Source organism: Nocardiopsis sinuspersici (assembly GCF_001998325.1).
GTDB lineage: Bacteria > Actinomycetota > Actinomycetes > Streptosporangiales > Streptosporangiaceae > Nocardiopsis > Nocardiopsis sinuspersici.
Genome location: NZ_MCOK01000001.1, coordinates 1,938,156 through 1,963,558 on the forward strand (window position 1 = coordinate 1,938,156; position 25,403 = coordinate 1,963,558).

Sequence of the window (25,403 nt, forward strand, 5' to 3'; positions counted from 1 at the left end):
CGGGTGCGGGTATCTCCTCTGCGTCCGTACGTGGACCACGACGTGGTGGGCACGCGTACCACTGAGAGGCATCCGGCGTTTCGCGCGGTGCACGGGAGGTTCCATGGCTCGGCCGGTCGGTTCGGCACCGGTTGCACGGCACTACCTCATGTGCCGGCCCACCTACTTCGCGGTCGAGTACGCGATCAACCCCTGGATGGATCCCGACGCGGGGGTCGACCGCACACGGGCCATCCGGCAGTGGGAGGAACTGCGCGACCTCCACCTCTCCCTGGGGCACCGCGTCAGCGAGGTCGCCCCCGTCGAGGGCCTGCCCGACATGGTCTTCGCCGCCAACGGCGGCCTGGTCGTGGACGGCAGGGTCTACGGCGCGCGCTTCGCCAGCGCCGAGCGCACCCCCGAGGGCCCGGCCTACCTGGACTGGTTCCGCAAGGCGGGCTACACCGAGACCCGCGAGCCCAAGCACGTCAACGAGGGCGAGGGCGACTTCATCACCATGGACGACGTGATCCTGGCCGCCACGGGTTTTCGCACCGAGGCGGCCGCGCACCAGGAGGCCGAGCGCTTCCTCGGCCGCCCCGTCGTCACCCTCCAACTGACCGACCCGCGCTTCTACCACCTGGACACCGCGCTGTTCGCGCTCTCCGGAGAGCAGATCGCCTACTACCCCGGGGCCTTCTCCGCCGGAAGCCGGAGGGTGCTGCGCGCGCTCTACCCCGACGCGCTCCTGGCCACGGAGGAGGACGCCGCCGTGCTCGGCCTCAACGCCGTGTGCGACGGGCACGACGTCGTCATGGCCGCCGAGGCCACCGCCCTGGCCGGCCGCCTGCGCGCCCTCGGGTACACCGTCCACCCCGTCGAACTGGACGAGTTGCGCAAGGCCGGAGGCGGTGCCAAGTGCTGCACCCTGGTACTGCGCGACGCGTCCGTCTGACGAAGGGCGGCCGGGGTCCGCGCACACCGGGCCCTCTTCGCCCCGAGGGCGCGGGCCGCGGCTCCGTGCCGGCTTCCCGGAACCCCTCCCGGACGGCAGGAGGCCCCTGGTAGGCGGTTTTCCGACCAGGTCGGAGGACCGCCGGACCGGGAGCTTCGAATCGGTGGGCTTCGATCCGTGCGTGTGGGCGCACTCCCGGTCCGGCGGGCAGGCCGGGCGGATCCACCGCCCGGCATCCCGCTCTCGAAGGGCGGCGCGCCGGACCCGGCCTCCTCCGCGACCGTGTTCGCCCGCGTCAACGAGCACCCGGCGTCACCACCGGCCATGGGCCGGCCCCACGGCCGGCACTTCCCGTCAGCGCCGCAGCGTCAGCAGAGCGGGCCGGTAGGGCAGGAGGCCGTAGTCGCCGCCGGAGTCGGGGGAGCGCCCCTGGTAGAGGAACCGCATGTCGCAGGCGTTGACGGTCATGGTCTGGTCGGGGTCGGTGCGGATCAGCTCGCCGTGGCTGATGTCGTCGGTCCAGGTGACGCCGCTGTTGGCCTGGCCGGCGAAGGGATTGCCCTCGGTGGTGGCCTGCGGTGTCCACGTGCCGTCCAGGCTGGTGGCCGTGAACGAGCGGAAGTAGCGGTCTCCTTGCGCGCCGATCGCTTCGACGATCATGAGGTACTGGTCCTGGCCCTCGACGCTGTAGACCTGAACCGCTTCGAACAGGTTGTTGGTGCTGTCGGACATGATGGTCGCCGAGGTCGAGCCGAAGCTGCCCGGGAAGTCGCCGATGGGCTTGCTGGCCCGGTAGATCCTGCCGTTGTCCCCGGCGAAGAACAGGTACATGTGCGTGCTGTCGCCTATGAGCGCCTGGTCGATGGGCCCTGTGGAGGAGTCGGCGATGCTTCCGTCGAAGAGCGTCTGCGCCGGCGACCAGCTGTTCACGTCGGTGGGATCGGTCGATGTCCGGTAGGAGAAGGCGGGTCCACCCCACTGGTAGGCGAGCACCCAGACGTCCCGGGGGGCGAAGTAGAAGAGCGTCGGCGCGACGGCGGAGAAGGGCATCGGGTTCTGGTCGGCCGAGGCCATGCCGGACCAGTCGCTGAAGAGGTCGAAGTTCATCGAGCCCCATGACGTTCCCGTGTCATGGTTCGTCGCGTAGACGAGGTTCTGGCCGTTGTAGGGGGCGTGGGTGAAGTCCTTGAGCGAGGCCCATCCCGGTCTCGGCTGCGCCAGGGGGCCGGTCGATGTCCAGTCGTACGTCGAGGGGAGGGCGCACGTGCCGCCGGGTCCCTCGTCGTCGACGCGGACGAGTCGCCACTGCTGGTTGTCGCCGCCCCAGTCGTCGTACTGCACGACGTCGGCACCGTCGGCGTTCGAGGCGCCCTGTACCTCCACGGCCTTGCCGCTGTGCCGGTTGACCAGCCGGACGTGGCCGCCGGGCGAGTCCTCCAACCGGAACTGCTGGTTGGCCTGGTCGTAGTCGGTCCACTGGACGATGCCGGCGCCGTTGGAGGTCGACCAGTTGTGGACGTCCAGCACCTTGTTCGAGATCCGTGACCGCAACCGGTAGTAGCCGTCGCCGGAGTCGACGAACCGCCACTGCTGCTGGTGCTGGTCGTTCCGGGTCCACTGGGTGATCCGCGCCCCGTTGCCGGTGGCCTGGTTGTACACGTCCAACGCCTTGCCGCTGCCGCGGTTCACCAGCACGTACCACGCGTCGGTGTCGACCGTCGCCGCCGCGGCGGGCGTCGGCACCGTCACGGCACCGGCACCGCCGACCACCATGACCATCACGCCGGCGATGACGAACCGCAGTAACCACCCTCGCGGCCGCGGGGGCCGCGCGATCGGAGACCTGCTCAACATAGACATGGTTCTTCCTCCAGAGGCCCGGAGCCGTACGGTCCGCCCGAGAGGGGTACACCGAGGGTCCTGGGCCTGCGCTCGGGGGGTGTTAGCGCTAACATTCTCCGGGTGTCCTGGCCCCTGTCCGAACCGAGATCCGCCGCGGCAGGCCTGCCCGGAAAGCCGGGGCGTCGTTGCCCTTGCCGTTGAATCTGAGCGATAACATGCCGGAAGTCAAGCCGCAATTTTCAGAAATAATCCGAAATGGCCGGAGTTCGCCAGTCGGTGGTGTGCCAAAGCGCCTGGTGAGGCCGAGGGAACGGTGAATCCGCGCATGGGCCCGCGGGACTCTGCGCGCCCTGGTGTTCGAACTGCTCGCTTGGGCCTGAAACGCACTGGGTGCCTGTTTCGTCCTTTTTGGCGCGGCGAGGGGCGCGGTGCCGGTTCTGCCCGCCGGGGTCGGCCGGGCCCGCCCCGGGAGGGTTCCGGAGGCTCGGGGCCGCGGTGCCCGTGGTCCACGGCCCACCACTCGCGCTCTCCCGCCCGTCACCCGCCCGTGGCCGCCGCCGCGCACTCTCGGCAGCGGGGGTGGGCGTCGACCCCGGGGCCGACGAGGTCGGAAAAAGAACGGTCGTGCGCAATACGACCACCGCGTCGGAATGGATGTGGGAAACGCCACCTCCGGTCAGGGGCGGATCACCGGTAGCCACAGGTCACACATGCGCGAAATCCCGCGGAGCACGGGAAAGGCACGTACTCGTGACAACGGTCCCTGGCCAAAGGTTCCCGCCGCAATAAAGTCTGGGACCGTGAAGACCAAACAAAGCAGACCCCCGCGTCGAATCAGGGAGCAGCAGTTGATCGACGCCGCCGTCACCGTGTTCTCACGCGGCGACTACCACACGGTCAGCATGGAGGAGATCGCCGCGGAGGCCGGGACGTCCAAACCCACGATGTACCAGTACCTGGGGTCCAAGGAGGGCATCTTCGCCGCCTGCGTGCGCCGGGAGACCGACCGGCTCATCGAGGCCGTGCGCGCCGCCGTGCACGACCCGCACGCACCGGCGGGGGAGGACCCCCTGCGCCGGGGTATGCACGCCTTCTTCGCCTTCGTCACCGGCAACCGGGAGAGCTGGACCGTGCTGTACCGGCGCGCCGCCCTGCGCGGCGGCCCCCTCGCGGAGGAGACCGCACGGCTGCGCGACCGGGTCGTGGCCGAGGTCGCCGGGCTCATCACCGCCTGCACGAGCGGTGACTACGACGACCTCGACCCCAGGGACACCCAGCTTCTGGCGCGCATCGCGGTCAGCACCGCCGACGCCTTCGCCGACTGGCTCCTGGAGCATCCCGAGGAGTCACCCGAGGCCATGGCCGGACACGTCACCGAGCTGACCTGGTCCCACCTGCGCGCACGCCGCGGGGCCACCAGCCCCTGACCCGGCCACCGGACGCGGGCGGACCGTACCCGGCCGCCCGCCCCCGCGCGAAACGAGGCTCAGGCCCCGTGGTTCAGCGCCAGGAGGCTGACCAGGTCGTAGGCCACGTGCGAGGCGGCGGTGGCCGTGATCTGCGCGTGGTCGTAGGCCGGGGCGACCTCCACCACGTCGGCGCCCACGAGGTTGCAGGCGGACAGCCCGCGCAGGATCTCCAGCAGTTCGCGGCTGGTCAGGCCGCCCGCCTCGGGGGTGCCGGTGCCCGGCGCGTGCGCGGGGTCGAGCACGTCGATGTCCACCGACACGTACAGCGGGCGGTCGCCGATGCGCTGGCGCAGCGCGTCGGCGATCTCGTCCACACCCTTGCGCATGACGTCGGCGGAGGTGACGATGCCGAACCCGAACCGGCGGTCGTCCTCCAGGTCCCTCTTGCCGTACAGCGGACCGCGGGTGCCCACGTGGCAGATGGCCTCGGTGTCGAGGATGCCCTCCTCCACGGCCCGGCGGAACGGGGTGCCGTGGGTGTAGGGCTCACCGAAGTAGGTGTCCCAGGTGTCCAGGTGGGCGTCGAAGTGCAGCATGGCGATCGGCCCGTGCTGCCGGTACAGCGAGCGCAGCAGCGGCAGCGCGATGGTGTGGTCGCCGCCCAGGGTGACCAGGCGGGTGCCCGCCCGCACGAACTGGGAGGAGGCCTCGTCCAGGGTCTCCACGGCGTCGCCGACGGAGTAGGGGTTGACCGCGATGTCGCCGCCGTCGACCACCTGCGCGGTGGCGAACGGGGACACGTCCAGGCCCGGGTTGTAGGGGCGCAGCAGGCGGCTGGCCTCGCGGATGGAGGAGGGCCCGAAGCGGGCGCCGGGGCGGTAGGAGACACCCGTGTCGAAGGGAACGCCGACCACGGCGATGTCGGCCCGCTCCACCTGGTCGATGCGGGGCAGCCGGGCGAAGGTCGCCGGTCCGGCGAAGCGCGGTACGAGGCTGGAGTCGGTGGGTCCGATCGGTGCGTTCATCGGGTGGTGGTGTCCCTCTCGTGGTCGGTGCCGTCGATGTCGTCGGTGCTGTCGGCGGGATGGGCGCGGATCACACGGACTCCGGTCAGGTTAGGCAGGCCCCGGGCCGCGCTCCAGTGGACGAATCGCACCGCTCGGCGTGTTCGTATGGACGAGGTATCCATAACGTGTGGTCGACGCGTCCCCGTGCGGGGGCTCCGGAGCGCGTCGGCCGTGTCCGTCCCGGCTCCGCCGGGCGGCGGGGAGAAGGCGCGGGCCGCCCAGGCGCGGGCCACCGACGAGGGGGGAAGCCATGAGCGGGGCCGCGACGCGGACGGACGGCCGCACGGTGCCGCTGAGCACCGTCGTGGGCCGCCGCGACCTGGGACTGGCCACCGTCGTGGCGGCGGGCGACCCGGGGGTCGGCTGGGCGGTGGTCAGTGAGCTGGCCGACCCGGCCGCCTACCTGCGCGGAGGGGAACTGCTGCTCACCGCGGGAGTCAACCTGCCCGGCACCCGCGCCGGGCTGTGCGACTACGTGGACTCCCTGGCCGCGGCCGGGGTCAGCGCGATCGGCTTCGGCCTCACCCCTGTACACGACACCGTCCCGGCCGCCCTGGTCGAGCAGTGCCGCGCGCGGGGACTGCCCCTGGTCGAGGTGCCCCGGCCCACGCCCTTCACGGCCGTCAGCCAGGCCGTCGGCGCCGAGCTGGAGAAGCTGCACATGCGCGACCTGCGCCGGCTCGGTGAGGCGCACCAGGCACTGGCGCTCGCCGTCACCGACGCGGTCCCGGTGGACCGGGTCCTGCGGGTGCTCGCCGAGGCCCTGCACGGCTGGGCGTTCCTGGCTCGCCCGTCCGCCTCCGTGCCGGAGGGGGCCCACCGCACCACGGGCGCGCCGCCGGAGCTGGATCCGCAGCTGCGCGAACTCACCGACCGGCTCACCCGGCCCCGGGGGCCGCGCAGCGCCAAGGCCCGGTCCGGCGGGGACGAGGTCTTCCTGCACACGGTGGGCACGCCGCCGGAGGAGCACGGTGTGCTCCTGGTCGGCAGGGCCGCGCCGCTGGGCATCACCGACCGCGCCGTGCTGCGTACCGCGACCGCCCTGCTGGAACTGCTCGCACGCACCTTCCGAGAGGACGCCCCGCCCGTTCCCGAGCGCCTGCTCACCGGAGTGCTCCTGGAGGGAGGGCTCAGCGAGGAGGCCGCGCCGCTGCTGGCCGGACTCGCCGACTCCGGTGGCGAGGGCCCCGACACCCGGGCCACCCTTCCCCCCGGTCCCGGCGCGTCCGGTCCCGGCGCATCCGGTTCCGGCGCGCCGGGCTCCGCCGCCTACCGGGTCCTGCACGCCCGTCCGGCCGGAGGGGCGTACCGGACCCTCCCCACCGCGCTGCCCCTGGGCACCCGTCTGCTGGAGGCGGGCCCCGACCGGCTGCGCGCCGTCCTCGCCGACCGGGGCGACGCGGCCCACCGCGACCACCTGGACCTGCTCCTCACCCACGGGTGGACCGGCGCACTGAGCGGGCCGGTGCCCCCCGCGGAGCTGACCGGGGCGAACCGCAGGGCCGCGGCCCTGCTCGCCCGTACCCGCGCGGTCGGCGGGCCGCTGATGGAGGAGGGCACCGACCCCTTCGAGGCCCTCCTGGCGCCCGCGTCCGCCGACCTGGCCCGCCACGTCCTGGGCCCCCTGGCCGAGGAGACCGAATCCGCCCGCGGCCTGCGCCGCACCCTGCGGGCCTGGCTCACCCGGCACGGCAACTGGGACCGGGCCGCCGCCGACCTGGGCACCCACCGCAACAGCGTCCGCTACCGGATCGGCCGGATCGAGCGCGACCTGGGCGTGGACCTGGCCGACGCCGAGCAGCGCATGCGCCTGTGGTTCGCACTGACCCGCCTGCGCTCCGACGGCTGAACCGGCACCGGCCCGTCCGGTACCCGGCGAGAACGTACCGGTGCCCGTGTACGTGTTTCGTCCCGTGCCGCCGCCTTTCGTGTCCTGTGGACGCGGTGACTGGCCGTTACCGGCCAATATCGCTGTTCGGCCCACCACGGCCGATTCCGTGGACACGATGGTGGCGTGCGGTCACCACTCACCGTTTCGCACGGGGAAGACCGCACGGACCACGTGCCGGGACCGGGCCCTTTCGGTTTCCGTCGGTTCCCGGTGTCGAGATCACCGTCGGGCCGTGGACGGAGTGGGGCATAATCCGGTGGAGAGACGGAAGCGGGGAGCGTTCCCGGCTTCCGAAAGGAAACGTATGCCCCCATTCTTCCCATTCTGTCGAAGTCGAGGCAGGAGACTTTTGACTTCCTCCCCCGTCTGAAGGCGGGGGAATCCGACCGTTCCCTCGGGACGGTTCCGCTCACGCGGACCGCCTCGCGACAGTGGTTTCCCGCTTCGTCGCCGACCGCGGAAGGGAGGACCCTTGCCGTCCGACACCGGCTCCACAGGCATCACCCGGGACCTTCTCCCGGGCCACGGCACGTCCTGCCGCAAGGATGTTCCCGGCCGCGTCGACGTCCCGGTCCTGGCGGGTGCGGGGTCCTCGGCCTCCACGGCGAAGGCGGCGTGCCGGCGGCCGCCCGGTTCGCGGGAGACGATGGAGGCGGCCGGGTTCGGCGTCGCCGAAGGACCGGGCCGCCTCGACCGGGGTCTCGTCCTCGGCCGGAGAGAGCCGCCCCGGCGTATACGGGACGCGCCGCGGGTGCGGCGCTCCGACCGCTTCCCGGCGCGGGGCCCGAAGCGCGGATGCCGGGCACGCCCGGCGGAGAGGTCCGCGAACGCGCTGTGCCGGTGCCGGAGTGCCCGTCGCAACGGCACGGAGGGCGCCTCGGACGAGAACGCCGGGTCCTCGGACCTTCTCCGTCCGGTCGGCGCCGCGCAGGTGTGCTTGTACGGGGCCCTCTCACCGCGTCGGTGGTGGGCGGTGCGCCGGCGGGCGAGGGTTTCGCGCCACGCAGGGCGTACGCACCCGAACGTGGGGCCCGACCGGGTCCGCTGTTCGGGGTCCGGGCGGGCCCGGCACTCGTACGCCGTCCTCACGAAAAGGATTCATACCGAGGAGAGGTATGTGTAAGGCAGAGCACGGAAAGCCGGGGGTGTCCGCCCGGATTCCTCCCCGAACCGAAGACCGGGGCATTCTCCGGGAGAACGGGTGAACGCCGCTGTGAAACCTAGGCCGGGGGGCCACATGTCGTTTTCCTCGCTGGACACGGCCCTGCCCACGGGGGCGGACGCGCGCGAGCACGCGCTCCTGCTCCGGCGGGTACACGAGGCCGCGCTCGCCGGGCGCCCGGCGCCCGCACCGCTGCGCCCGGTCATCGAGGACTCCTGGGGACGCACGCGCCGCTTCGGGATCGATCCCGACAACGCTCCACCGCCCCGGATGGCGCGCCTGGACGAACTCCAGCGCCACCGCGAGGCCTCCCCGATCGCCGAGGTCCTGCCGCTGATCCGCCGCTCACTCGTCTCGGTCGCCGACGAGGCCGACCACGTCATGCTGGTCACCGACGCCTCCGGCCAGATCCTGTGGCGGGACGGACCCCGCCGCCTCCGCGCCGTCGGAGACCGGGTGGGGCTCGTGGAGGGCGCCTTCTGGAACGAGGGCAGCGCCGGCACCAACGCCATCGGCACCGCCCTGGTCGTGGGACGGCCCGTGCAGGTCTACTCCGCCGAGCACTTCGTCCGGACCCTGCACCCCCTCACCTGCGCCTGCGCCCCCATCCACGACCCCCGTGACGGACGCCTGCTCGGTGCCGTCGACGTCACCGGCCCGATGTCGACCGTCCACCCCTCCACCCTGGCGCTGGTCAACGCGGTGGCCCAACTGGCCGAGGCGCACCTGCAGAGCATCCACCACACCCACCTGGAACGGCTGCGCTCGGTGGCGGCGCCCCTGCTGGCCGGGATGAACGAGCGCGCGCTGGTGGTGGACGACGCCGGGTGGACCGCGACCGCGGTCCACATGGAGCCGGTCCGGCGGGTGCTGCTGCCCAAGCACCGGGAGACGGGCACGGCCTGGCTGCCCGCGCTGGGGGAGTGCGCCCTGGAGCCCCTGCCCGGGGGCTGGCTGGTCCGGCCCCGGCCGATGGAGCGGTCCGCGCCCTCCAAGGTCACCCTGGACCTGGTCAGGTCCTCGCCGACCGTGGTGGTGTCCGGGCCCAGCGGGGAGTGGGCGCACCGGCTCACCCCGCGCCACGCGGAGCTGCTGCTGCTGTTGGCCGTGCACCGGGAGGGACGCACGGGCGCGCAGCTGTCCCGGGACGTGTTCGGCGCGAACGGACACGTGGTGACGGTGCGCGCGGAACTCTCACGCGTGCGCCGCCACCTGGGCGGCATCATCGAGAGCCGCCCCTACCGGTTCAGCGAGGAGGTCCGGGTCCGGGTGTCCGGGCCCGGACACCCGGAGGACCTTCTGCCCGGCTCGATGGCCCCAGGCGTGCACGCGCTGCGCGAGGCGCTCCGCGGCGGCGTCGTGCCATGGCTCTAGGCGATGGCGTCGCAACCTAGTGCAACCCTTGCCGTGTCGGTGCCCATGCGGTGGACTGAGCGTGCGCGGCCCGAACCGGTGGCGCCGTCGGGTGAGAGAGGGCACGACGGGCCGACCACCGGTGGATATGTGGCATGTTCACGGCCTTCGGACCTTGAGGGGGGTCCCGGGGGAGAGACGGGAGAGGTGCCACCGGGCTGAGAATGGCCGCCCACGGGATTCGGGGGAACCCCGCGGCCATCGCGCCGGCGGTGCGTCCCGCGGGAGAGACATCTCCGGGGCGCGGCGCGTCGCGCGGGGACGGGTGGGGGATCCGTCCCCGCGCACATCCCCGGCGCGGGCGCACCGGCCGGGCAGGGAACGTCCATCTTCCGACCACCGCCGCGTGAGTCGCACGCGGAGAACGGGTACCCCGGATGAAACGGTGCGAAGGGGGCGGACGTGACCGATGTGGTGAACAGCACGGGGAGGGAGTCCCCCGTGCCCGCCTCCGCCCGCTCGGCTAGACTCTGTGCGTTTACCGAACCGCGCTCACCCGCGGCTCGGCCGACCCGACCGCCCCGGCCCCTCGCGGCCCGCCCGCGGACGGGGCAGGGGCACCGCGTGAACCACGGGGGCGACAAGGGCGTCGAACCCGGGACCGGCAAGATCCCGGCCGACATCCCGTCGACCCCACAGACCGTCCTTCCTTCGGAGGTGGACCGTGTCCGCTGACCACCGAGAGCAGCAGCCCGGCCAACAGGGCTCGCGCGTCGACCCGCACTTCGGCCGCTACGCACGACGAGCACAGGGCATGGTCGCATCGGAGGTCCGGGCACTCTTCGCGGTGGCCTCCCGCCCGGAGGTGGTCTCCCTCGCCGGGGGCATGCCCAACGTCGCGGCGCTGCCGCTGGACCAGATCGGCGAACTGGTCAAGGACGTCGTCTCCGAGGAGGGCGCGGCCGCGCTCCAGTACGGGTCGGCCCAGGGCGACCCCGTCCTGCGCGAGCAGCTCTGTGACTACATGACGCTGGAGGGCATCACCGCCAGCCCCGACGACGTCATCGTCACCGTCGGCTCCCAGCAGGCGCTGGACCTCATCACCCGCGTCTTCGTCGACCCCGGCGACATCGTCCTGACCGAGGCCCCCACCTACGTCACCGCGATCAACACCTTCTCCGCCTTCCAGGCCGACATCCGCCACGTGGGCATGGACGAACAGGGCGTGATCCCCGAGGAGCTGGAGGAGGCGCTGGTCCGCGCCGAGCTCGACGGGCGGCCGGTGAAGTTCTTCTACACCGTCCCCAACTTCCAGAACCCGGCGGGGATCACCATGTCGGCCGAGCGCCGCGCCGGCGTGGTCGCCGCCTGTGAGCGCCACGACGTGCTCATCGTCGAGGACAACCCCTACGGCCTGCTGCGCTACGACGGCGACCCCGAGCCCACCCTCTACTCCCAGAGCGAGGGCAACGTCGTCTACCTGGGATCGCTGTCCAAGACGCTCTCCCCGGGCCTGCGTATCGGCTGGGCGCTCGCACCGGCCGCAGTACGGGCCAAACTCGTCCTGGCGGCCGAGTCGGCGATGCTCAGCCACTCCACCTTCAACCAGCTCGTGGTGCGCCGCTACCTCCACACCTTCCCCTGGCAGGAGCAGATCAAGGCGTTCAACACCATGTACGGGGAGCGCCGCGACGCGATGCTCAACGCACTGACGGCGATGATGCCGCAGGGCTGCACCTGGACCCGCCCCGAGGGCGGATTCTTCGTCTGGGCCACCCTGCCCGAGGGCATCGACTCCAAGGCCATGCTGCCCCGCGCCGTCGCCGAGCGGGTCGCCTACGTTCCCGGTACCGGCTTCTACGCCGACGACCGCGGCCGGGCCAACATGCGCCTGAGCTTCTGCTTCCCCACACCCGAGCAGATCCGCGAGGGCGTGCGACGCCTGGTCGGAGCCATCGAGGGCGAGGTCGACCTGCGTGATACGTTCGGCACCACCCTGGCCCCGGACTCCGAGGGCACGCAGACCCCCACCGCCGACCTGCCCTGACACCCCGCGAGGGCACAGCACCGATGACAGCCGCACAGAAGGAGGTCCGCGCCGTGGCAGACCTTGACCGGGTTCTCGTTCTCGCCGGGGGCCTGTCCCCCGAACACGAGGTGAGCGTCCACTCCGGGCGCAGTGTCGCCGAGGCGCTGCGCCGCCTGGGCGTGGAGGTCCAGGTCGCCGACGTCGGCTCCGGACTGCTGGACCGGCTCTCCCAGGACCCGCCCCAGGTGGTCTTCCCCGTCCTGCACGGGTCGGCGGGCGAGGACGGCACCATCCGGGAGGTCCTGGAACTGGTCGGGGCGCCCTACGTGGGCGCCCGCCCCGGCGCCTGCCGCCTGGCCTACTCCAAGCCCGCCGCCAAGGCGCTGCTGGCCGAGAGGGGCGTGCGGGTGCCGCGCGGAGCCGTGCTGCCCAAGTCGGCCTTCCACGACCTGGGCGCCCCGGCGCTGGTGGAGCGGCTGGTCGGCCGGCTGGGCCTTCCGCTGTTCGTCAAGCCCGACCGGGGCGGTTCCGCGTTCGGCGCGACCCCGGTCACCTCGGCGCAGGACCTGTCGGCCGCGCTGGTGTCCTGCTTCGCCTACAGCGACTCGGCCCTGGTCGAGGAACAGGTGCAGGGCACCGAGCTGGCCGTGGGCGTCCTGGACACGGGCGAGGGCCCGGTGGCACTGCCGCCGGTGGAGATCGTGCCCGACGGCGGGGTCTACGACTACGCCGCCCGCTACACCGCCGGACGCACCGAGTTCTTCTGCCCGGCGCGCCTGGAGGCCGAGGCCGTCACCGCCGCCACCGACGCCGCGCTGACCGCGCACCGCGTCCTGGGCCTGCGGGACTTCTCCCGCACCGACGTCATCGTGGGCGCCGACGGCCGGGTCACCTTCCTGGAGGCCAACGTGGCACCGGGGCTGACCGAGACCTCCACGTTCCCGATGGCGGCCTCCGCCGCGGGGCTGGACTTCGCGGTCGTGTGCCGGGAACTGGCCCACCAGGCGCTGCTGCGCGGCTGAGCCCGCGGGCCGGGGCCGCCGGACGGAAGTCCGGCGGCCCCACCCCACGGTCCCTACGCCCGCGGTACGTCCAGGGCCCGTTCGAGGACGTCACGCACGGTGGCGCACAGCAGGTCCACCTTGTACCCGGTCGCGGGCAGCGGGGAGCACAGGCCGGCCAGGCCCTCCAGCGCCCTCTCCACGCCCGCGTCCAGCGGACTCCCGGGACGCGTGCCCACCAGGGCGGCCTCCACCCGCGGCAGCCGCAACGGGGTGCGCGCGACCCCGCCCACGGCCACCGCCGCCGAGGCCACCGGGCCCGAGTCCCCGTCCGCGAGGGACAGGCGGGCCACCGCCTCCACCAGCGGCCACTCCGCGCGGGAGCGGCCGGTCGCCCGCCGGTAGGCGGCCCGCTCACCCGGTACGGGGACCGGCAGCGTCACCGACACCAGCACCTGTCCGGGCTCCAGCACGTGGTCGCGGGTGGGGTCGGCGGCGTCGTACAGGTCCGCCACCGCCCTCTCCGCCCGGTCGCCGCCGGCCACCAGCACCGACGCGTCGTAGGCCAGCAGCGCCACCGCCAGCGACGACGGGTGGGGCGCCACGCACGGCCCCTGGTCCACGACCACCCCGTACAGGTGGTCGCCCCCGCGCGCCGGGCAGGAGTCACCGCCCGTCTGGAAGCAGTCGAAGGCGGGGTTGCGCAGGTACCAGCAGCGGTTGCGCTGGAGCAGGTTGCCGCCCAGCGTCGCGGCGTTGCGCACCTGCGGCGTGGCCAGCTCCCGCGCCGTGAGGGCCAGCGCCGGGTAGGCGTCCGCCAGCCGCGCGTCCGCGGACAGCTCGCCCACGCCGGTCAGCGCGCCCAGGCGGACCGAGCCGTCGGGGCGCCACTCCGCTCCGCGCAGCTCCGCCACCCCGGACAGGTCCACCACGGGAGCGGGTTCGAGGACCCCCGAGGACAGGCACGCCGTCAGGTCGGTCCCCCCGGCGCGCGGGCGGGCGCCCGTGCCGTCCAACCGGGTCAGGGCCTCGTCCAGCCCCTCGGGTCGTGTGGTCGCGGTCATCGCAGTCCCTCCAGCAGTCGGTCCGGGCGGACGGGCAGGTCGCGGGGGCGCCATCCGGTGGCGTCGTGCACGGCGTTGGCCACGGACGCGGCCACGCCCACGACCGACACCTCGCCCAGGCCGACCCCCGCGCCCACGGCGTGTTCGAACCCCTCCTGGTGGAAGTACACCTCGGTCTCGGGGACGTCGCCCATCCCCGGGATCCGGTAGTCCTCCAGGTTGTCGGTGAGCACCACCCCGGTGCCCGGGTCGTGGCGGCGCTCCTCGAAGAGCGCGTACCCCACGCCCTGCACCACGGCGCCCTCGACCTGGTTGCGGGCCAGCCGCTCGGCGTACACGCGCCCCACGGCCATCCCCGCCCAGCACCGGGTGGGGCGCACCCGGCCCAGCAGGGTGTCCACCTCCACCTCCATCACGTGCACGGCGCCGCTCAGGCCGCGGCCCACGGCCACGTCGTCCATGTCCGGGGACAGCGCGCCCCAGCGGTCCCGGCCGCGTTTACCGACCACCCGCACGCCCTCGGCGGCGGTCAGCGCGTCCTTGAGGGTGTGCTCGGGGACGGGCCCCGACTCCGGGACCCGTGGCTCGTGCTCGCGCAGCGCGTCCCGCAGCCGGTCGGCCGCGTCGGCCGCGGCGGGCCCCATGGAGGTGGTCGTGCGGCTGCCGAAGGAGCCGGTCCCGTGCACCGAGCCGCTGTCGCCGATCTCCACGCGCAGGTCGGAGGCGGGCATCCCCAGCCGGTCGGCGACCACCCCGCCCAGGACCGTGCGGATCCCGGTGCCGATGTCCTGGGTGGCCGAGCGCACCAGCACCCGGCCGTCGCGCACCGACAGTTCCACCCGTGCCTTGGGGCCCATGAGGTAGAGCCAGTTGGAGGAGGCGAGGCCGACCCCGCGCCGGAACCGGCCGGTGCGCGGCCCGCGAGGGCGGTCGCGCCACAGGTCCAGGGCGGCCACCCGCTCGTACAGCGCCTGCCGCTTGGGGTTGCCGTCCCAGCGGCGGCGCAGGGACAGGGGGTCCTCGCCCAGCCGCTCGGCCATCGTGTCCACGGCCTGCTCCAGGGCCCAGGCCAGCGGCGCGCCGCCGGGGGCGCGCATGGGTTTGCCCGGCGGGCGGTGGGTGACCACGTCGAAGTCGCGGACCCGGCGCGGTGAGCGCCCGTATCCCAGCAGCCCGAGCGTGGCGGTGGTGGAGCCCACCGAGATGCCGCCGTCGCCCTCGGAGTCCACGGTCATCGCGGCCAGGTCCCCGTCGGCGTCGGCCAGCAGCGCCACCCTGGTGCGGGTTCCGGGGCGGTGCCCGGCGTCGGTCAGCTCCTCGGCGCGGTCGAAGGACACGCGCACCGGGGTATGGGAGAGCCGGGACAGCTCGGCCGCGGCGACCATGTCCGTCGACAGGCCCCCCTTGGCGCCGAAGCCGCCGCCGACGTACTCGCTGACCACGTGCACCTTCTCCGGCGGCAGCTCCCAGCGCTCCGCGGCCTTCTGGGCGGTCTTGACCACCGTCTGGGTGGACACGCGCAGGGTCAGTGTGCCGTCGCGCTCCCAGGAGGCCACGCACACGTGGGGCTCCAGCGGGCTGTGCAACTGGACGGCGGTGGAGTACTCCTGGGCCACCAGGCGGGGGTCGCCGCGCTCGGCGGCCCCGCGCAGGCGCCGTACGGCGGTGGCGCCGCGCCAGCTGGCTGTGGACGGGCCCCGCGTGTTGCCCCGCCAGGGGGACGGGGGAGTGGGGGCCTCGCCGTAGGAGGGCGCGGCCCTGCGCTGGGCGCGCGTGGTGTACACCTGCGGGGCGCCCTCGGCGCGCGCCTCGTCCGTGTCCAGTACGGCGGGGAGGGGGTCGTAGTCCACCCGTACCGCCTCCGCCGCGGCCCGGGCCAGGGCGGCGGTGGGCGCGGCCACGGCGGCGATCGGCTGGCCTGCGTAGCGCACCAGGCGCTCCTCGCCGAGCAGGTCCGTGAACACCGGCTGCCCGTCCACGGGCCCTCCGGGCGCGGGGAGGGGCGTGGCCGCGCTCCGGGCCCCGCCGGGGTGGACGGCGCGCACCCGCGCGTGGGCGTGGGCGGAGCGCACGATCACCCCCTCCCAACCGCCCTCGGGTACCAGGTCCGCGCTGAAGCGGGCGCGGCCGGTGACCTTGTCCAGGGCGTCCACGCGCGGGGGGTCGCGGTCCGGCTCGGCGTCGAACTCCCCGGCGCAGGCGGCGGCCACGGCGGCGAAGATCCCCTCGTAGGCGCCGCAGCGGCACAGGTGCCCGGACAGGGCGTCGGCGACGCGTTCACGGCCCGGGCGGACGTCGCCGTGCTCGGCGCGCCAGGCGTCGACGAAGACGGAGGCCTCCACCACGAACCCCGGGGTGCAGTAGCCGCACTGGAGCGCGTCGTGGGCGGCGAAGGCGCGCTGGACGGGGTGGTCGCCGCCCAGCCCCTCCACGGTGGTGACCTCGCGCCCGGCCAGCCGGTCGGCGGGCATCAGGCACGAGGCGGTGGGGGCGCCGTCCACCAGGACGGTACAGGCGCCGCAGACTCCGGTGCCGCAGGCGATCTTGGTTCCGGTCAGGCCGAGCCGGTCGCGGATGTGCTCGGCCGCGGTGGTGTCGGGGGAGTCGGGGACGGGGGAGGAGGAGCCGTTCAGTCGAACGTTCATGGGAGCTTTCCTCGATACGAAGTTGACACTGACAACTTAGGTGCGCCGTGATGGGCCTGTCAACGGAGTTCCGGGCGGCTCCGGCACATGCGGGGCACACACACCGGACGCGCACGCCGAGGGCCCCTCGGTCTCCGGTACGCGTGCCGGTGCCCGACGGGCCCGCTGGTGCGCGTGGCGCGGCGGCGGTCGTCAGGGGGTCTCGACGGATCCGCCCCCGGTCCCGCCCGGCTCGCCGCCCGCTGTGTCGTCCGAGGCGGGGGAGGCCGGCGCGTCCCCGCCGTCCCCGCCGGTGGGCTCCGTGCCCCCGTCGGGTGCGCTGGGGTCCGTGTCGGCGGCCTCGTCCGAGGGCTCGGACGAGGGGCCGTCGCAGGGGGCGTGCCCGCAGTCGGCGGGTGGGGGACAGCCGTGCGCGTGCGGATCGGCGGTGCAGTCCGGTCCGGTGTCCGGCGGGGCGCTCTCCTCGGTGCCCGTGCCGGCCGGGACCTCCTCGGTCGCCGGCTCCCCCTCGGTCACATGCTCCCCCTCCGCGGCCGAGGACTCGGCGGCGGGCGGGGGAGAGGACACCGGCGGAGTGGAGCCCGCGGGGGCCATCTCCCAGGGGCCGTCCGGCCCGAGGGTCCACAGGTAGCCGAGTACGGCCAGTACCACCAGGGCGCCCGCGAGCGCCCACCCCGCCGCGCGGCCCCCGCGCCCGCCCGGCCGGCGGGGCCGTGCACGCCCGCCGGGGGCGGCCGGCCCGCCTCCCGGTCCGCGGCCGCCACCCCCTCCTGGGGGAAGGTCCATGCCCCCGCCGCGGACGTGTCCTGGGGATCCGTGCCGCCCGGGTCCCTCCCCGGGGAGCCCGGTTCCGCCGTCGCGGCGAGCGCCTTCGGGACGACCGCCGCGACCACCGCGACCGCCCGTGTCCGTTCCCCGCGGGAGCGGCGGCCCGTCGCCGTACGCGGTCCGCGCCCGGGGGAGCTCCGGCAGGCGGATGCGCGCGGTGCCCTCGCCCACGGCCGTGCTGGCCTCCGCCATGATCAGCGTGGCCGCGAGCGGCGCGTCCGCCCCGGGGGCCCGGCCGATCAGCGTCCCCAGCACCTCCACCGCGGTCGGTCGCGCCCCCGGGTCCTTGGCCAGGCACGCCTCCAGGACCGAGCGCAGCCTGTCCGGGACGCCGGCCAGCTCGGGCTCGCACGTCAGCACCCGGTCGATCACCGCCATCGTGTCCTCACCGGGGAAGGCGGGGCGCCCCGTCGCCGCGTAGGCGATGACGGCCGCCCAGGAGAACAGGTCGCCGGCCGGCCCCGCCGGCTCGCCCCTGATCTGCTCCGGCGCCATGTAGGCGGGGGTCCCCGCCACGGTGGTGGTCTGCCGGGTGGCGTCGACCAGGCGCGCGACGCCGAAGTCGATCACCCGGGGCCCGTCCGGCCCCAGGATGACGTTGCCGGGCTTGAGGTCGCGGTGCACCACGCCCGCCTCGTGCACGGCGGTCAGCGCGGTCACCGTGGCGATGGCCAGCCGGTCCAGCGCGGGCCCGGTGTGGGGACCCGCGTCCCGTACCGCGGAGCGCAGCGTCGGCCCCGGGACGTACTCGCTCGCGATGTAGGGCGTGTCCGCGTCCATGTCGGCGTCCAGCACCGCCGCCGTGCAGAACGGGGCCACCCTGCGCGCCGCCACCAGTTCCTGGGCGAAGCGCTCCCTCTGCCGGGTGTCACCCGACCAGGCGAGGGCCAGCACCTTCACGGCCGCGGGGGAGCCGTCGGCGGCGTGCGCCAGGTACACGGTGCCCTGGCCGCCGCTGTCGATGCGCGCCGCCACGGCGTAGGGGCCGATACGTGTGGGGTCCGAGGGGAGGAGCGGAGTGGTCATGGGGGCACCCTGTCGCAGGGGAGCCGCTGGTCGCGGCCTCCGTCACCCACTCTGACGTGGGCGGGGACCACTCCGTAGCTGACCTGGGGGCCACAGTGTCCTTACCGGTGCCCGACGGGCGGGGAGGCCGGGCCGCCCCTCGGCGACCCGGCCTCCCCGCCCGTCACACGGACCCCGCTAAAGCCCGAGGGCGTGCATGGAGAAGTGGAACACGAACACGGCGCTGAGCACCCACATCAGCCAGCCGACCTCGGTGAAGCGGCCCTGCGCCGAACGCAGCACGGTGTAGGCGATGATCCCGATGCCGATACCGGTGGCGATGTCGTAGGCGAACGGCATCATCACGATGGTCAGGAACGCCGGGACGGCCACCGACATGTCCGACCAGTCGATCCCGCGGATCTGCGCCATCATCAGCGCCCCCACCATCACCATCGCCACCGAGGCCGCCTGGGAGGGCACGATGGCGAACACCGGCGCGAACACGATCGCGGTGAGGAACAGCAGTCCGGTGACCACGCTGGACAGCCCGGTCCGTGCGCCCTCGCTCACCCCGGCCGTGGACTCCACGAACACCAGGGTGGCCGAGGAGCTGGTCAGACCGCCGACCACGGCGCCGGTCCCGTCGGTGGCCAGGATCTGGTTGACCCGGGGCATGCTCCCGTCGGCCCGGGAGATCCCGGCCTTGGCCCCGATCGCCAGGATGGTGCCCACCGCGTCGAAGAACCCGGCCAGCACCAGGGTGAACAGGATGACTCCGGCGGTGGTCGGCCCGGCGGTGGTCCAGGCGCCGAACATGTCGACCTGGAACAGCAGCCCGAAGTCGGGCACGGCCACGGGGCTGCCGGACAGCTCCGGCGCGCGGCCGCCCCAGTCCTCACCGCTCAGCCCGGCCACCTGGTGGACCACGACCGCCAGCACCGTGGCGCCGACGATGCCGTAGAAGATCGCGCCGGGCGCTCCGCGCACCAGCAGCACGCTCGCCAGCACCAGGCCGCACACGAACACCAGGATCGGCCAGCCGGCGAGGTTCCCGCCGTCGCCGGCCGCGCCGAGCTGTAGCAGGCTGCCGCCGTCGCCGCCGCTGACGAAACCGGCGTTGGCCAGGCCGATCAGGGACACGAACAGGCCGATGCCCACCCCGATCGCCAGCTTGAGGTTGTGCGGCAGCGCGTTCATCACGGCGGTGCGCACACCGGTCACGACCATGAGGACGATGGCCACGCCCTGCCACACGACCAGGCCCATCACCTCGGGCCACGACATGACCGGGGCGGCCTGGTAGGCCACCACCGCCATCACCCCGAGGGCGGCGGCGCAGGCGATCGGCGCCCGGCCGACCACCCCCATCATGATGGTGACCATCCCCGCGGCCAGGGCGGTCATGGTGGTCAGCTGGGCCGCGGACAGGAAGTCCCCGTTGACGTCGGGGACCCCGCTGAGGATCAGCGGGTTCAGGACGATGATGTAGGCCATCGCCATGAACGTGGTCAGTCCGCCGCGGACCTCCCGGCCCACGGTGGAGCCGCGCTCGTTGATGAGGAAGAAGCGGTCGAGCCAGGATCGACCGTCCGGGGCCGGGGGTGTCTGCTTGCGCTGCTTCGCGCCGTCTTCGAGGGTCATGTCCCCTCCTGGGGGGCGACGGGGCGGCAATCTGCCACCGTGTGAAACTGCATGGATACTTCGCGTAGCCATATCTGGGTTGGCCTCGGGACGCCCTTGTCCCTGGCGGTGACCGATCCCGGCCGCCCGTACGCCACGGGCCGCGCCCGCCGGGTCCGGTGGTCACGGGAGAGTCGGGGAGGGGCGGTGCGGCGGGCCGGCCCGCCGCACCGCCCCGCGGCTACAGCTCGATGCCCACGATGTCCTCCGGGCGCACCGGCGCGTGCGTCAGCGGCCTCCCCGTCGCCGCGCGCACCGCGGCCACGATCGCCGGGGTCGACGACAGCGTCGGCGGCTCACCCGCGCCCCGCAGCCCGTAGGGCGAGTGCGGGTCCGGGTGCTCCAGCACCTCGATCCGCATCGGCGGTGTGTCCAGGATCGTCGGGATGAGGTAGTCGGTGAACGACGGGTTGCGGATCTGCCCGTCCGTGACCTGGACCTCCTCCATCAGCGCCAGGCCCAGACCCTGGGTGGAACCGCCCTGGATCTGTCCGAGCAGCTGCTGGGGGTGCATGGCCTTGCCCACGTCCTGCACCGCGTCCAGCGCCACCACCTTCACCAGGCCCAGGTCCACGTCCACGTCCACCACGGCCCGGTGCACGCACATCCCGAACTGGGTGTGCGAGGCGCCCTGGCCCAGCTCCGGATCCAGCATCTCGGTGGGGCGGTGGTGGTACTCACGGGTCTGCTCGACCACCGTGCCGCCCTGGGTCGAGTCGCCCAGCAGGTCCGCCAGCGACACCAGCGCACCGGCCGTGGCCGACACCAGCTTGCCGCCGGACAGTGACAGGTCGGTGTCCGGCAGGTCCTCGGGCACGAGCCCGCGCTCGCGCGCCAGCGCGAACACCTCCGCGCGCACCGAGGCGCACGCCGTCCTGACCGCGCCGCCGGTCATGTACGACTGGCGCGACGCCGAGGAGGAGCCCGCCGAACCCACCTGGGTGTCGGAGGGGGCGATGACCACCTTCTCCACACCCAGCTCGGTCCGGGCGATCTGGCCCTTGACGGTCACCAGCCCCTGGCCGACCTCGGCCGCCGCCGTGTGCACCAGCACCACCGGCTCGCCGCCCACGACCTCCAGCCGGACCCGTGCGGTGGAGTAGTCGTCGAACCCCTCCGAGAAGCACAGGTTCTTCAGGCCCAGGCCGTAGCCCACACCGCGCACCACGCCCTCGCCGCGCGTGGTGCCCGCCACCCCGCCCGGCAGCGTGCGCAGGTCGGAGGGATCGGCCAGCGCGCCGCGCTCAGGCGGCATCGGCAGGTCGCGGCAGCGCTCCAGCATCTCCACCATGGGCAGAGGCATGTCGATCTCCTGGCCCGTGATGATCCGCGAGCCCTGCGACATGGCGTTCTTGATCCGCAGCTCCACCGGGTGCATGCCCAACTCCTCGGCGAGCCGGTCCATCTGCGACTCGTAGGCGAAGCAGGCCTGCACCGCGCCGAAGCCGCGCATCGCCCCGCACGGCGGGTTGTTGGTGTACACCCCGTAGGCGTCCACCAGCACGTTCGGCACCTCGTAGGGGCCGATGCCCAGGGAGGAGGCCACACCCACCACGGCCGGGGTCGCCGACGCGTACGCGCCGCCGTCCACGATGATCTCCGCCGTGGCGTACAGCAGAGTGCCGTCCGCGCGCGCACCGTGCTCGTAGCGCATCTTCGCCGGGTGCCGGTGCACGTGCCCGTAGAAGGACTCCTCGCGGTTGTACACGAACTTGACCGGCTTGCCGGTGCGCATTGCCAGCAGGCACGCGTGGATCTGCATCGACAGGTCCTCGCGGGCACCGAAGGCCCCGCCCACACCAGCCAGGGTCAGGCGCACCTTGTCCTGGGGCAGCCCCAGCGCGGGGGCGATCTGGCGCTGGTCCACGTGCAGCCACTGCGTGGCCACGTACAGGTCCACGCCGCCGTCCTCGGCCGGGACGGCCATGCCCGACTCCGGTCCGAGGAAGGCCTGGTCCTGCATGCCGACCTCGTACTCGGAGGAGACCACCGCGTCGGCCTCGGCGCGCAGCCGCTCCAGGACCCCGCTCTCGCGCCCGGCCGCTCCCGCGGCCTCGGTGAAGGCGCCCGTGCGGACCGGCTGGTAGCGCAGCCGGTTGCCGCGCTGGTTGTACTCGGGGTGCTCGGGGATCGTGCCCGGCTCGTGCACCAGAGGGCAGTCGGGGTCCAGAGCCGCCCTGCGGGAGTCGCTGATCGGCTCCAGTACCTCGTAGTCCACCCGGATGCGCTCCATCGCGCGCCGGGCCGTCTCGGGGTGGTCGGCGGCCACCACGGCCACCGCCTCGCCCTTGTAGCGCACCTTGTCGATGGCCAGCACCGGCTGGTCCTGGTGCTCCAGCCCGTAGCGCTTGTCGCCGGGCACGTCCTCGTGGGTGAGCACCGCGGACACCCCCGGCACCTTCAGCGCCTCGGTGACGTCGACGCCCAGGATCCTCGCGTGCGGATGGGGGCTGCGCAGGGTCGCCCCCCACAGCATGTCCTCCATCCACATGTCCGAGGAGTAGGCGAACTCACCGGTGACCTTCAGCGTTCCGTCGGGCCGGCGCGGGCTGGCGCCCACCCCGTCCTTGGTGGTGCTGGAAAGGTCCGTCACGGTACGGGTCGTCACCGCCATCAGCGGCTCACCTCCTGGGTCAGGGTTCGGTGCGCCGCGCGGCCGCGCGCGGCGGCGGTCTCCGCGGACAGGGTGCGCAGCTCCCCCCGGTCGACGACGGTGTTCCCGCCGACCCAGAGCCGCTCCAGGGGCGGTGTGGGTCCGAAGACCGCCGCCACCACCGGGTCCTCGATCACGTCGTGGCCGAACCCGTCCATCCGCCACAGGGCGATGTCGGCGAGCTTGCCGACCGTCAGGGAACCCAGTTCGGCGTCGCGGCCCAGCACCCGGGCCCCGCCCAGGGTGGCCATCTCCAGCGACTGGCGGGCGGTCAGCGCCTGGGGGCCCCTGCGGGCACGGGCCATCAGCAGCGCCTGGTGCATCTCACCGGCCAGCGGGGTCAGCTCGCTCGAGGCGGGGCCGTCCACGCCCAGCCCCACGCTCACGCCCGCGTCCAGCAGTTCGGTGACCCGGCAGATCCCCGCGCCCAGACGGGCGTTGGAGGTGGGGCAGTGCGCCACCCCGGTACCCGTGGCCGCGATCCGCCCGATCGCCGCGTCGGACAGGTGCACCGCGTGCGCGAACCACACGTCCTCGCCCAGCCAGCCGAGCTTCTCGGCGTACTCCACGGGGGTGCACCCGAACTCGGCCAGGCACTGCTCCTCCTCGTCGAGGGTCTCGGCGAGGTGGGTGTGCAGCCGCACGCCCTTGTCCCGGGCCAGCGCCGCGGCCTCCACCATCAGCCCGCGCGAGACCGAGAACGGCGAGCACGGCGCCACCGCCACCCGCGTCATGGCCTCGGGGGAGGGGTCGTGGTGGGCCTCGATCGCCGACGCCGTACCCGACAGGGCCTGCTCCAGCGACTCCACGACGGCGTCCGGGGGCAGCCCGCCCTGGCTCTGGCCCCGGTCCATCGACCCGCGGGCCAGGTCCAGGCGCACGCCCACCTCGCGGGCGGCCTCCACCTCCGCGGCCACGATGTCGCCCCGGCCGGAGGGATAGACGTAGTGGTGGTCGGAGGCGGTCGTGCACCCCGACAGGGCCAGGTGGGCCAGCCCGGCCGAGGTGGTCCCCGAGACCACGTCGGCGTTCAGGCGGCCCCAGATCTCGTAGGAGCCCACCAGCCACTCGAAGAGCGTGCCGTCGGCGAACAGCCCCTGGGTCGCCCACTGGTAGAGGTGGTGATGGGTGTTGACCAGGCCCGGGGTGACCATGCACCCGCGCCCGTCCACGCGCTCGGCGCCCTCGGCGCCGGGGGCCGGGCCCGCGCCCACGGCGGTGATCCGGCCGTCACGGACCACCACGTGCCCGTCGGCGTACTCGGCGCCGTCCACGGTGACCACGTGGGCGCCCTCGATGGCGAGGGCCCCGCCGGCCACGGAGGTGGTGCCGGCCGCGCTCATGCTCCGCTCCCGGCCTCGGCGCGGCGCCCGGCGGCCAGGTGCACCGCGTCGATGATCTTCTCGTACCCGGTGCACCGGCACAGGTTGCCCGCCAGCGCCTCCCGGATCTCGGCGTCGCCCGGCGCGGGCAGCCCCGCGCCCACCGTGCGCTCCAGCAGGTCGTCGGTCTGCACCAGCAGGCCCGGCGTGCAGAAGCCGCACTGGACAGCGCCGGCCTCCACGAAGGCCTCCTGCACCGTGCCCAGCGCGCGCTCGGCGCCCTTGCCGGCGCCCTCGGCCAGGCCCTCCACGGTGCGTACCTCGCGCCCCTGCGCCTGCCCGGCGGCGATCATGCACGAACACGCCGTCACACCGTCGAAGTAGACCGTGCACGAACCGCACTCGCCCTGCTCACAGGCGTTCTTGCTGCCGGGCAGCCCCAGCCGCTCGCGCAGCACGTACAGCAGGCTCTCGCCCGGCCACACATCGTCGGCGGTCACGTCCTCGCCGTTGACGTTGAAACTCACGCGCATCGCGTGACTCCCTTCCGGTAGTCGGTGACCGACCAGCTCAGCGCGCGGCGCGCCATCACCGCCAGGGCGTGTCGGCGGTACTCGGCGCTGCCCCGCTGGTCGTCGATGGGGCGGGCCGCCGCGGCCACCAGCTCGCCGAACCGGCGCACGGTGGCCTCCGAGGGCGACCGGCCGCCCTCCCAGTCGAACTCCTGGGCCAGGAACTCCTCGGCCGCCTCCGCGCGCAGCGGCGTGGGCCCGGCCGAGCCCAGTCCCGTGCCCACGGCCCTGCGCTCTCCGTCCAGGGCCAGCGCGAAGGAGGTCACCGCGATGACCATCGCGTTGCGCGTGCCGATCTTGGCGAACTGCTGGGGGCCCGACGGCTCCGGCAGCAGCACCGCCGTGATCAGCTCGTCGTCGCTCCTGGCCGTCTTGCGCAGCGACAGGAAGAACTCGCGCACGGGCACCCGTCGCCGGCCGCGCACCGACGCCAGCTCCACGGTCGCGTCGGTGGCCAGCAGCGACGGGTGGGCGTCGCCCGCGGGCGAGGCGCCGGCCAGGTTGCCGCCCACGGTGCCCCGGTTGCGGATCTGCGGGGAGGCCACCGACCTGGAGGCCTTCGCCAGGGCCGGGGCCCGCCCCGACAGGTGCTCGATCACCGTGGTGTAGGGCACGCCCGCGCCCAGGCGGGTACGGTCGCCGTCGGGCCCGTACTCGGCCAGTTCCGGGATCCGGGCCAGGTCGATCAGGGCGGGCGGGCGCCTCTTGTCGAAGTTGAGCTCCACCATCACGTCCGTGCCGCCCATGATGGGCACCGCGTCGGGATGGGCGCTCTTCGCCTCGAGTGCCTCCTCCAGTGTGGAGGGGCTCAGGAACTCCATGCTCGTCCTCTTGTCGCCGAGTTCTCGCCGCCGCTCGCACACGGTCGGCGCGTCCTTCGTCAGTCGCGTTGTCCCTGGTTGATGGGGTGGTGCTGTGAAGTACACCACTGGAGACATGGTCC

General features: G+C 73.7%; 17 protein-coding genes and 1 pseudogene. 6 read left to right on the forward strand and 12 right to left on the reverse strand.

The annotated features are described in order from the left end of the window. Positions 1-103 precede the first annotated feature (103 nt). Positions 104-934 carry a dimethylargininase gene (gene ddaH, locus NOSIN_RS08185; RefSeq protein WP_077690153.1) on the forward strand — a complete coding sequence of 277 codons (831 nt, stop codon included), beginning with the start codon at positions 104-106 and terminating at the stop codon, positions 932-934. Between the two features lie 354 nt (positions 935-1,288). Here the strand turns inward: ddaH and NOSIN_RS08190 are convergent, their stop codons facing one another. After that, on the reverse strand, positions 1,289-2,713 hold the full coding sequence (locus NOSIN_RS08190; RefSeq protein ID WP_077690154.1) for a non-reducing end alpha-L-arabinofuranosidase family hydrolase: 1,425 nt from the start codon (positions 2,711-2,713) through the stop codon (positions 1,289-1,291). Between the two features lie 863 nt (positions 2,714-3,576). Between NOSIN_RS08190 and NOSIN_RS08195 the strand changes: the two genes are divergently transcribed. Next, complete coding sequence (locus tag NOSIN_RS08195) at positions 3,577-4,203, forward strand: TetR/AcrR family transcriptional regulator (RefSeq protein WP_171986570.1); 627 nt, start codon at positions 3,577-3,579, stop codon at positions 4,201-4,203. A gap of 59 nt (positions 4,204-4,262) precedes the next feature. Here the strand turns inward: NOSIN_RS08195 and speB are convergent, their stop codons facing one another. Then, positions 4,263-5,210, reverse strand: a complete 948-nt coding sequence (gene speB, locus NOSIN_RS08200; protein WP_077690156.1) for an agmatinase — start codon at positions 5,208-5,210, stop codon at positions 4,263-4,265. Further along, positions 5,207-5,341 carry a hypothetical protein gene (locus NOSIN_RS28000; RefSeq protein WP_255528182.1) on the reverse strand — a complete coding sequence of 45 codons (135 nt, stop codon included), beginning with the start codon at positions 5,339-5,341 and terminating at the stop codon, positions 5,207-5,209. The genes speB and NOSIN_RS28000 overlap by 4 nt, the downstream gene beginning before the upstream one ends. Positions 5,342-5,502: 161 nt before the next feature. Here NOSIN_RS28000 and NOSIN_RS08205 point away from each other — a divergent pair, with 161 nt between their 5' ends. Continuing rightward, the gene (locus NOSIN_RS08205; RefSeq protein ID WP_077690157.1) at positions 5,503-7,101 is read left to right on the forward strand and encodes a PucR family transcriptional regulator; all 1,599 of its coding nucleotides are present in this window, start codon (positions 5,503-5,505) and stop codon (positions 7,099-7,101) included. Between the two features lie 261 nt (positions 7,102-7,362). On the opposite strand, the gene NOSIN_RS28170 is transcribed toward NOSIN_RS08205, so the two are convergent. Then, positions 7,363-8,232 (reverse strand): helix-turn-helix domain-containing protein, encoded by an 870-nt coding sequence (locus NOSIN_RS28170; protein WP_077690158.1) that lies wholly within the window; start codon positions 8,230-8,232, stop codon positions 7,363-7,365. A gap of 148 nt (positions 8,233-8,380) precedes the next feature. Between NOSIN_RS28170 and NOSIN_RS08215 the strand changes: the two are divergent. The 3 genes and pseudogenes from NOSIN_RS08215 to NOSIN_RS08225 all read left to right on the forward strand — a co-directional run bounded on the left by NOSIN_RS08215 (position 8,381) and on the right by NOSIN_RS08225 (position 12,709). Further along, positions 8,381-9,699 (forward strand): annotated as a pseudogene (locus tag NOSIN_RS08215) (GAF domain-containing protein). Positions 9,700-10,472: 773 nt separating this feature from the next. Beyond that, a complete protein-coding gene (locus NOSIN_RS08220; protein WP_077690160.1) occupies positions 10,473-11,705 on the forward strand; it encodes an aminotransferase-like domain-containing protein in 1,233 nt (410 codons plus the stop codon). Between the two features lie 53 nt (positions 11,706-11,758). After that, positions 11,759-12,709 (forward strand): D-alanine--D-alanine ligase family protein, encoded by a 951-nt coding sequence (locus tag NOSIN_RS08225; protein ID WP_077690161.1) that lies wholly within the window; start codon positions 11,759-11,761, stop codon positions 12,707-12,709. A gap of 53 nt (positions 12,710-12,762) precedes the next feature. Here NOSIN_RS08225 and NOSIN_RS08230 read toward each other — a convergent pair whose 3' ends face one another. The 8 genes from NOSIN_RS08230 to NOSIN_RS08265 form a co-directional block, all read right to left on the reverse strand. Further along, positions 12,763-13,752 (reverse strand): FAD binding domain-containing protein, encoded by a 990-nt coding sequence (locus NOSIN_RS08230; protein ID WP_077690162.1) that lies wholly within the window; start codon positions 13,750-13,752, stop codon positions 12,763-12,765. After that, complete coding sequence (locus NOSIN_RS08235; protein WP_077690163.1) at positions 13,749-16,397, reverse strand: molybdopterin-dependent oxidoreductase; 2,649 nt, start codon at positions 16,395-16,397, stop codon at positions 13,749-13,751. The genes NOSIN_RS08230 and NOSIN_RS08235 overlap by 4 nt, the downstream gene beginning before the upstream one ends. Positions 16,398-16,589: 192 nt before the next feature. Continuing rightward, entirely contained in the window at positions 16,590-18,251 is a 1,662-nt protein-coding gene (locus NOSIN_RS27695) for a protein kinase domain-containing protein (protein ID WP_143832885.1), read from the reverse strand. A gap of 177 nt (positions 18,252-18,428) precedes the next feature. Beyond that, on the reverse strand, positions 18,429-19,874 hold the full coding sequence (locus NOSIN_RS08245; RefSeq protein WP_077690164.1) for an NCS2 family permease: 1,446 nt from the start codon (positions 19,872-19,874) through the stop codon (positions 18,429-18,431). A 220-nt stretch (positions 19,875-20,094) separates the two neighbouring features. Continuing rightward, on the reverse strand, positions 20,095-22,527 hold the full coding sequence (gene pucD / locus NOSIN_RS08250; protein WP_077690165.1) for a xanthine dehydrogenase subunit D: 2,433 nt from the start codon (positions 22,525-22,527) through the stop codon (positions 20,095-20,097). Further along, on the reverse strand, positions 22,527-23,909 hold the full coding sequence (locus tag NOSIN_RS08255; RefSeq protein ID WP_077690166.1) for an 8-oxoguanine deaminase: 1,383 nt from the start codon (positions 23,907-23,909) through the stop codon (positions 22,527-22,529). Before NOSIN_RS08255 ends, pucD begins: the two co-directional genes overlap by 1 nt. Then, a complete protein-coding gene (locus NOSIN_RS08260; RefSeq protein WP_077690167.1) occupies positions 23,906-24,421 on the reverse strand; it encodes a (2Fe-2S)-binding protein in 516 nt (171 codons plus the stop codon). Before NOSIN_RS08260 ends, NOSIN_RS08255 begins: the two co-directional genes overlap by 4 nt. Further along, positions 24,412-25,281 (reverse strand): FAD binding domain-containing protein, encoded by an 870-nt coding sequence (locus NOSIN_RS08265; protein ID WP_077690168.1) that lies wholly within the window; start codon positions 25,279-25,281, stop codon positions 24,412-24,414. The genes NOSIN_RS08260 and NOSIN_RS08265 overlap by 10 nt, the downstream gene beginning before the upstream one ends. Between the last annotated feature and the right edge of the window lie 122 nt (positions 25,282-25,403).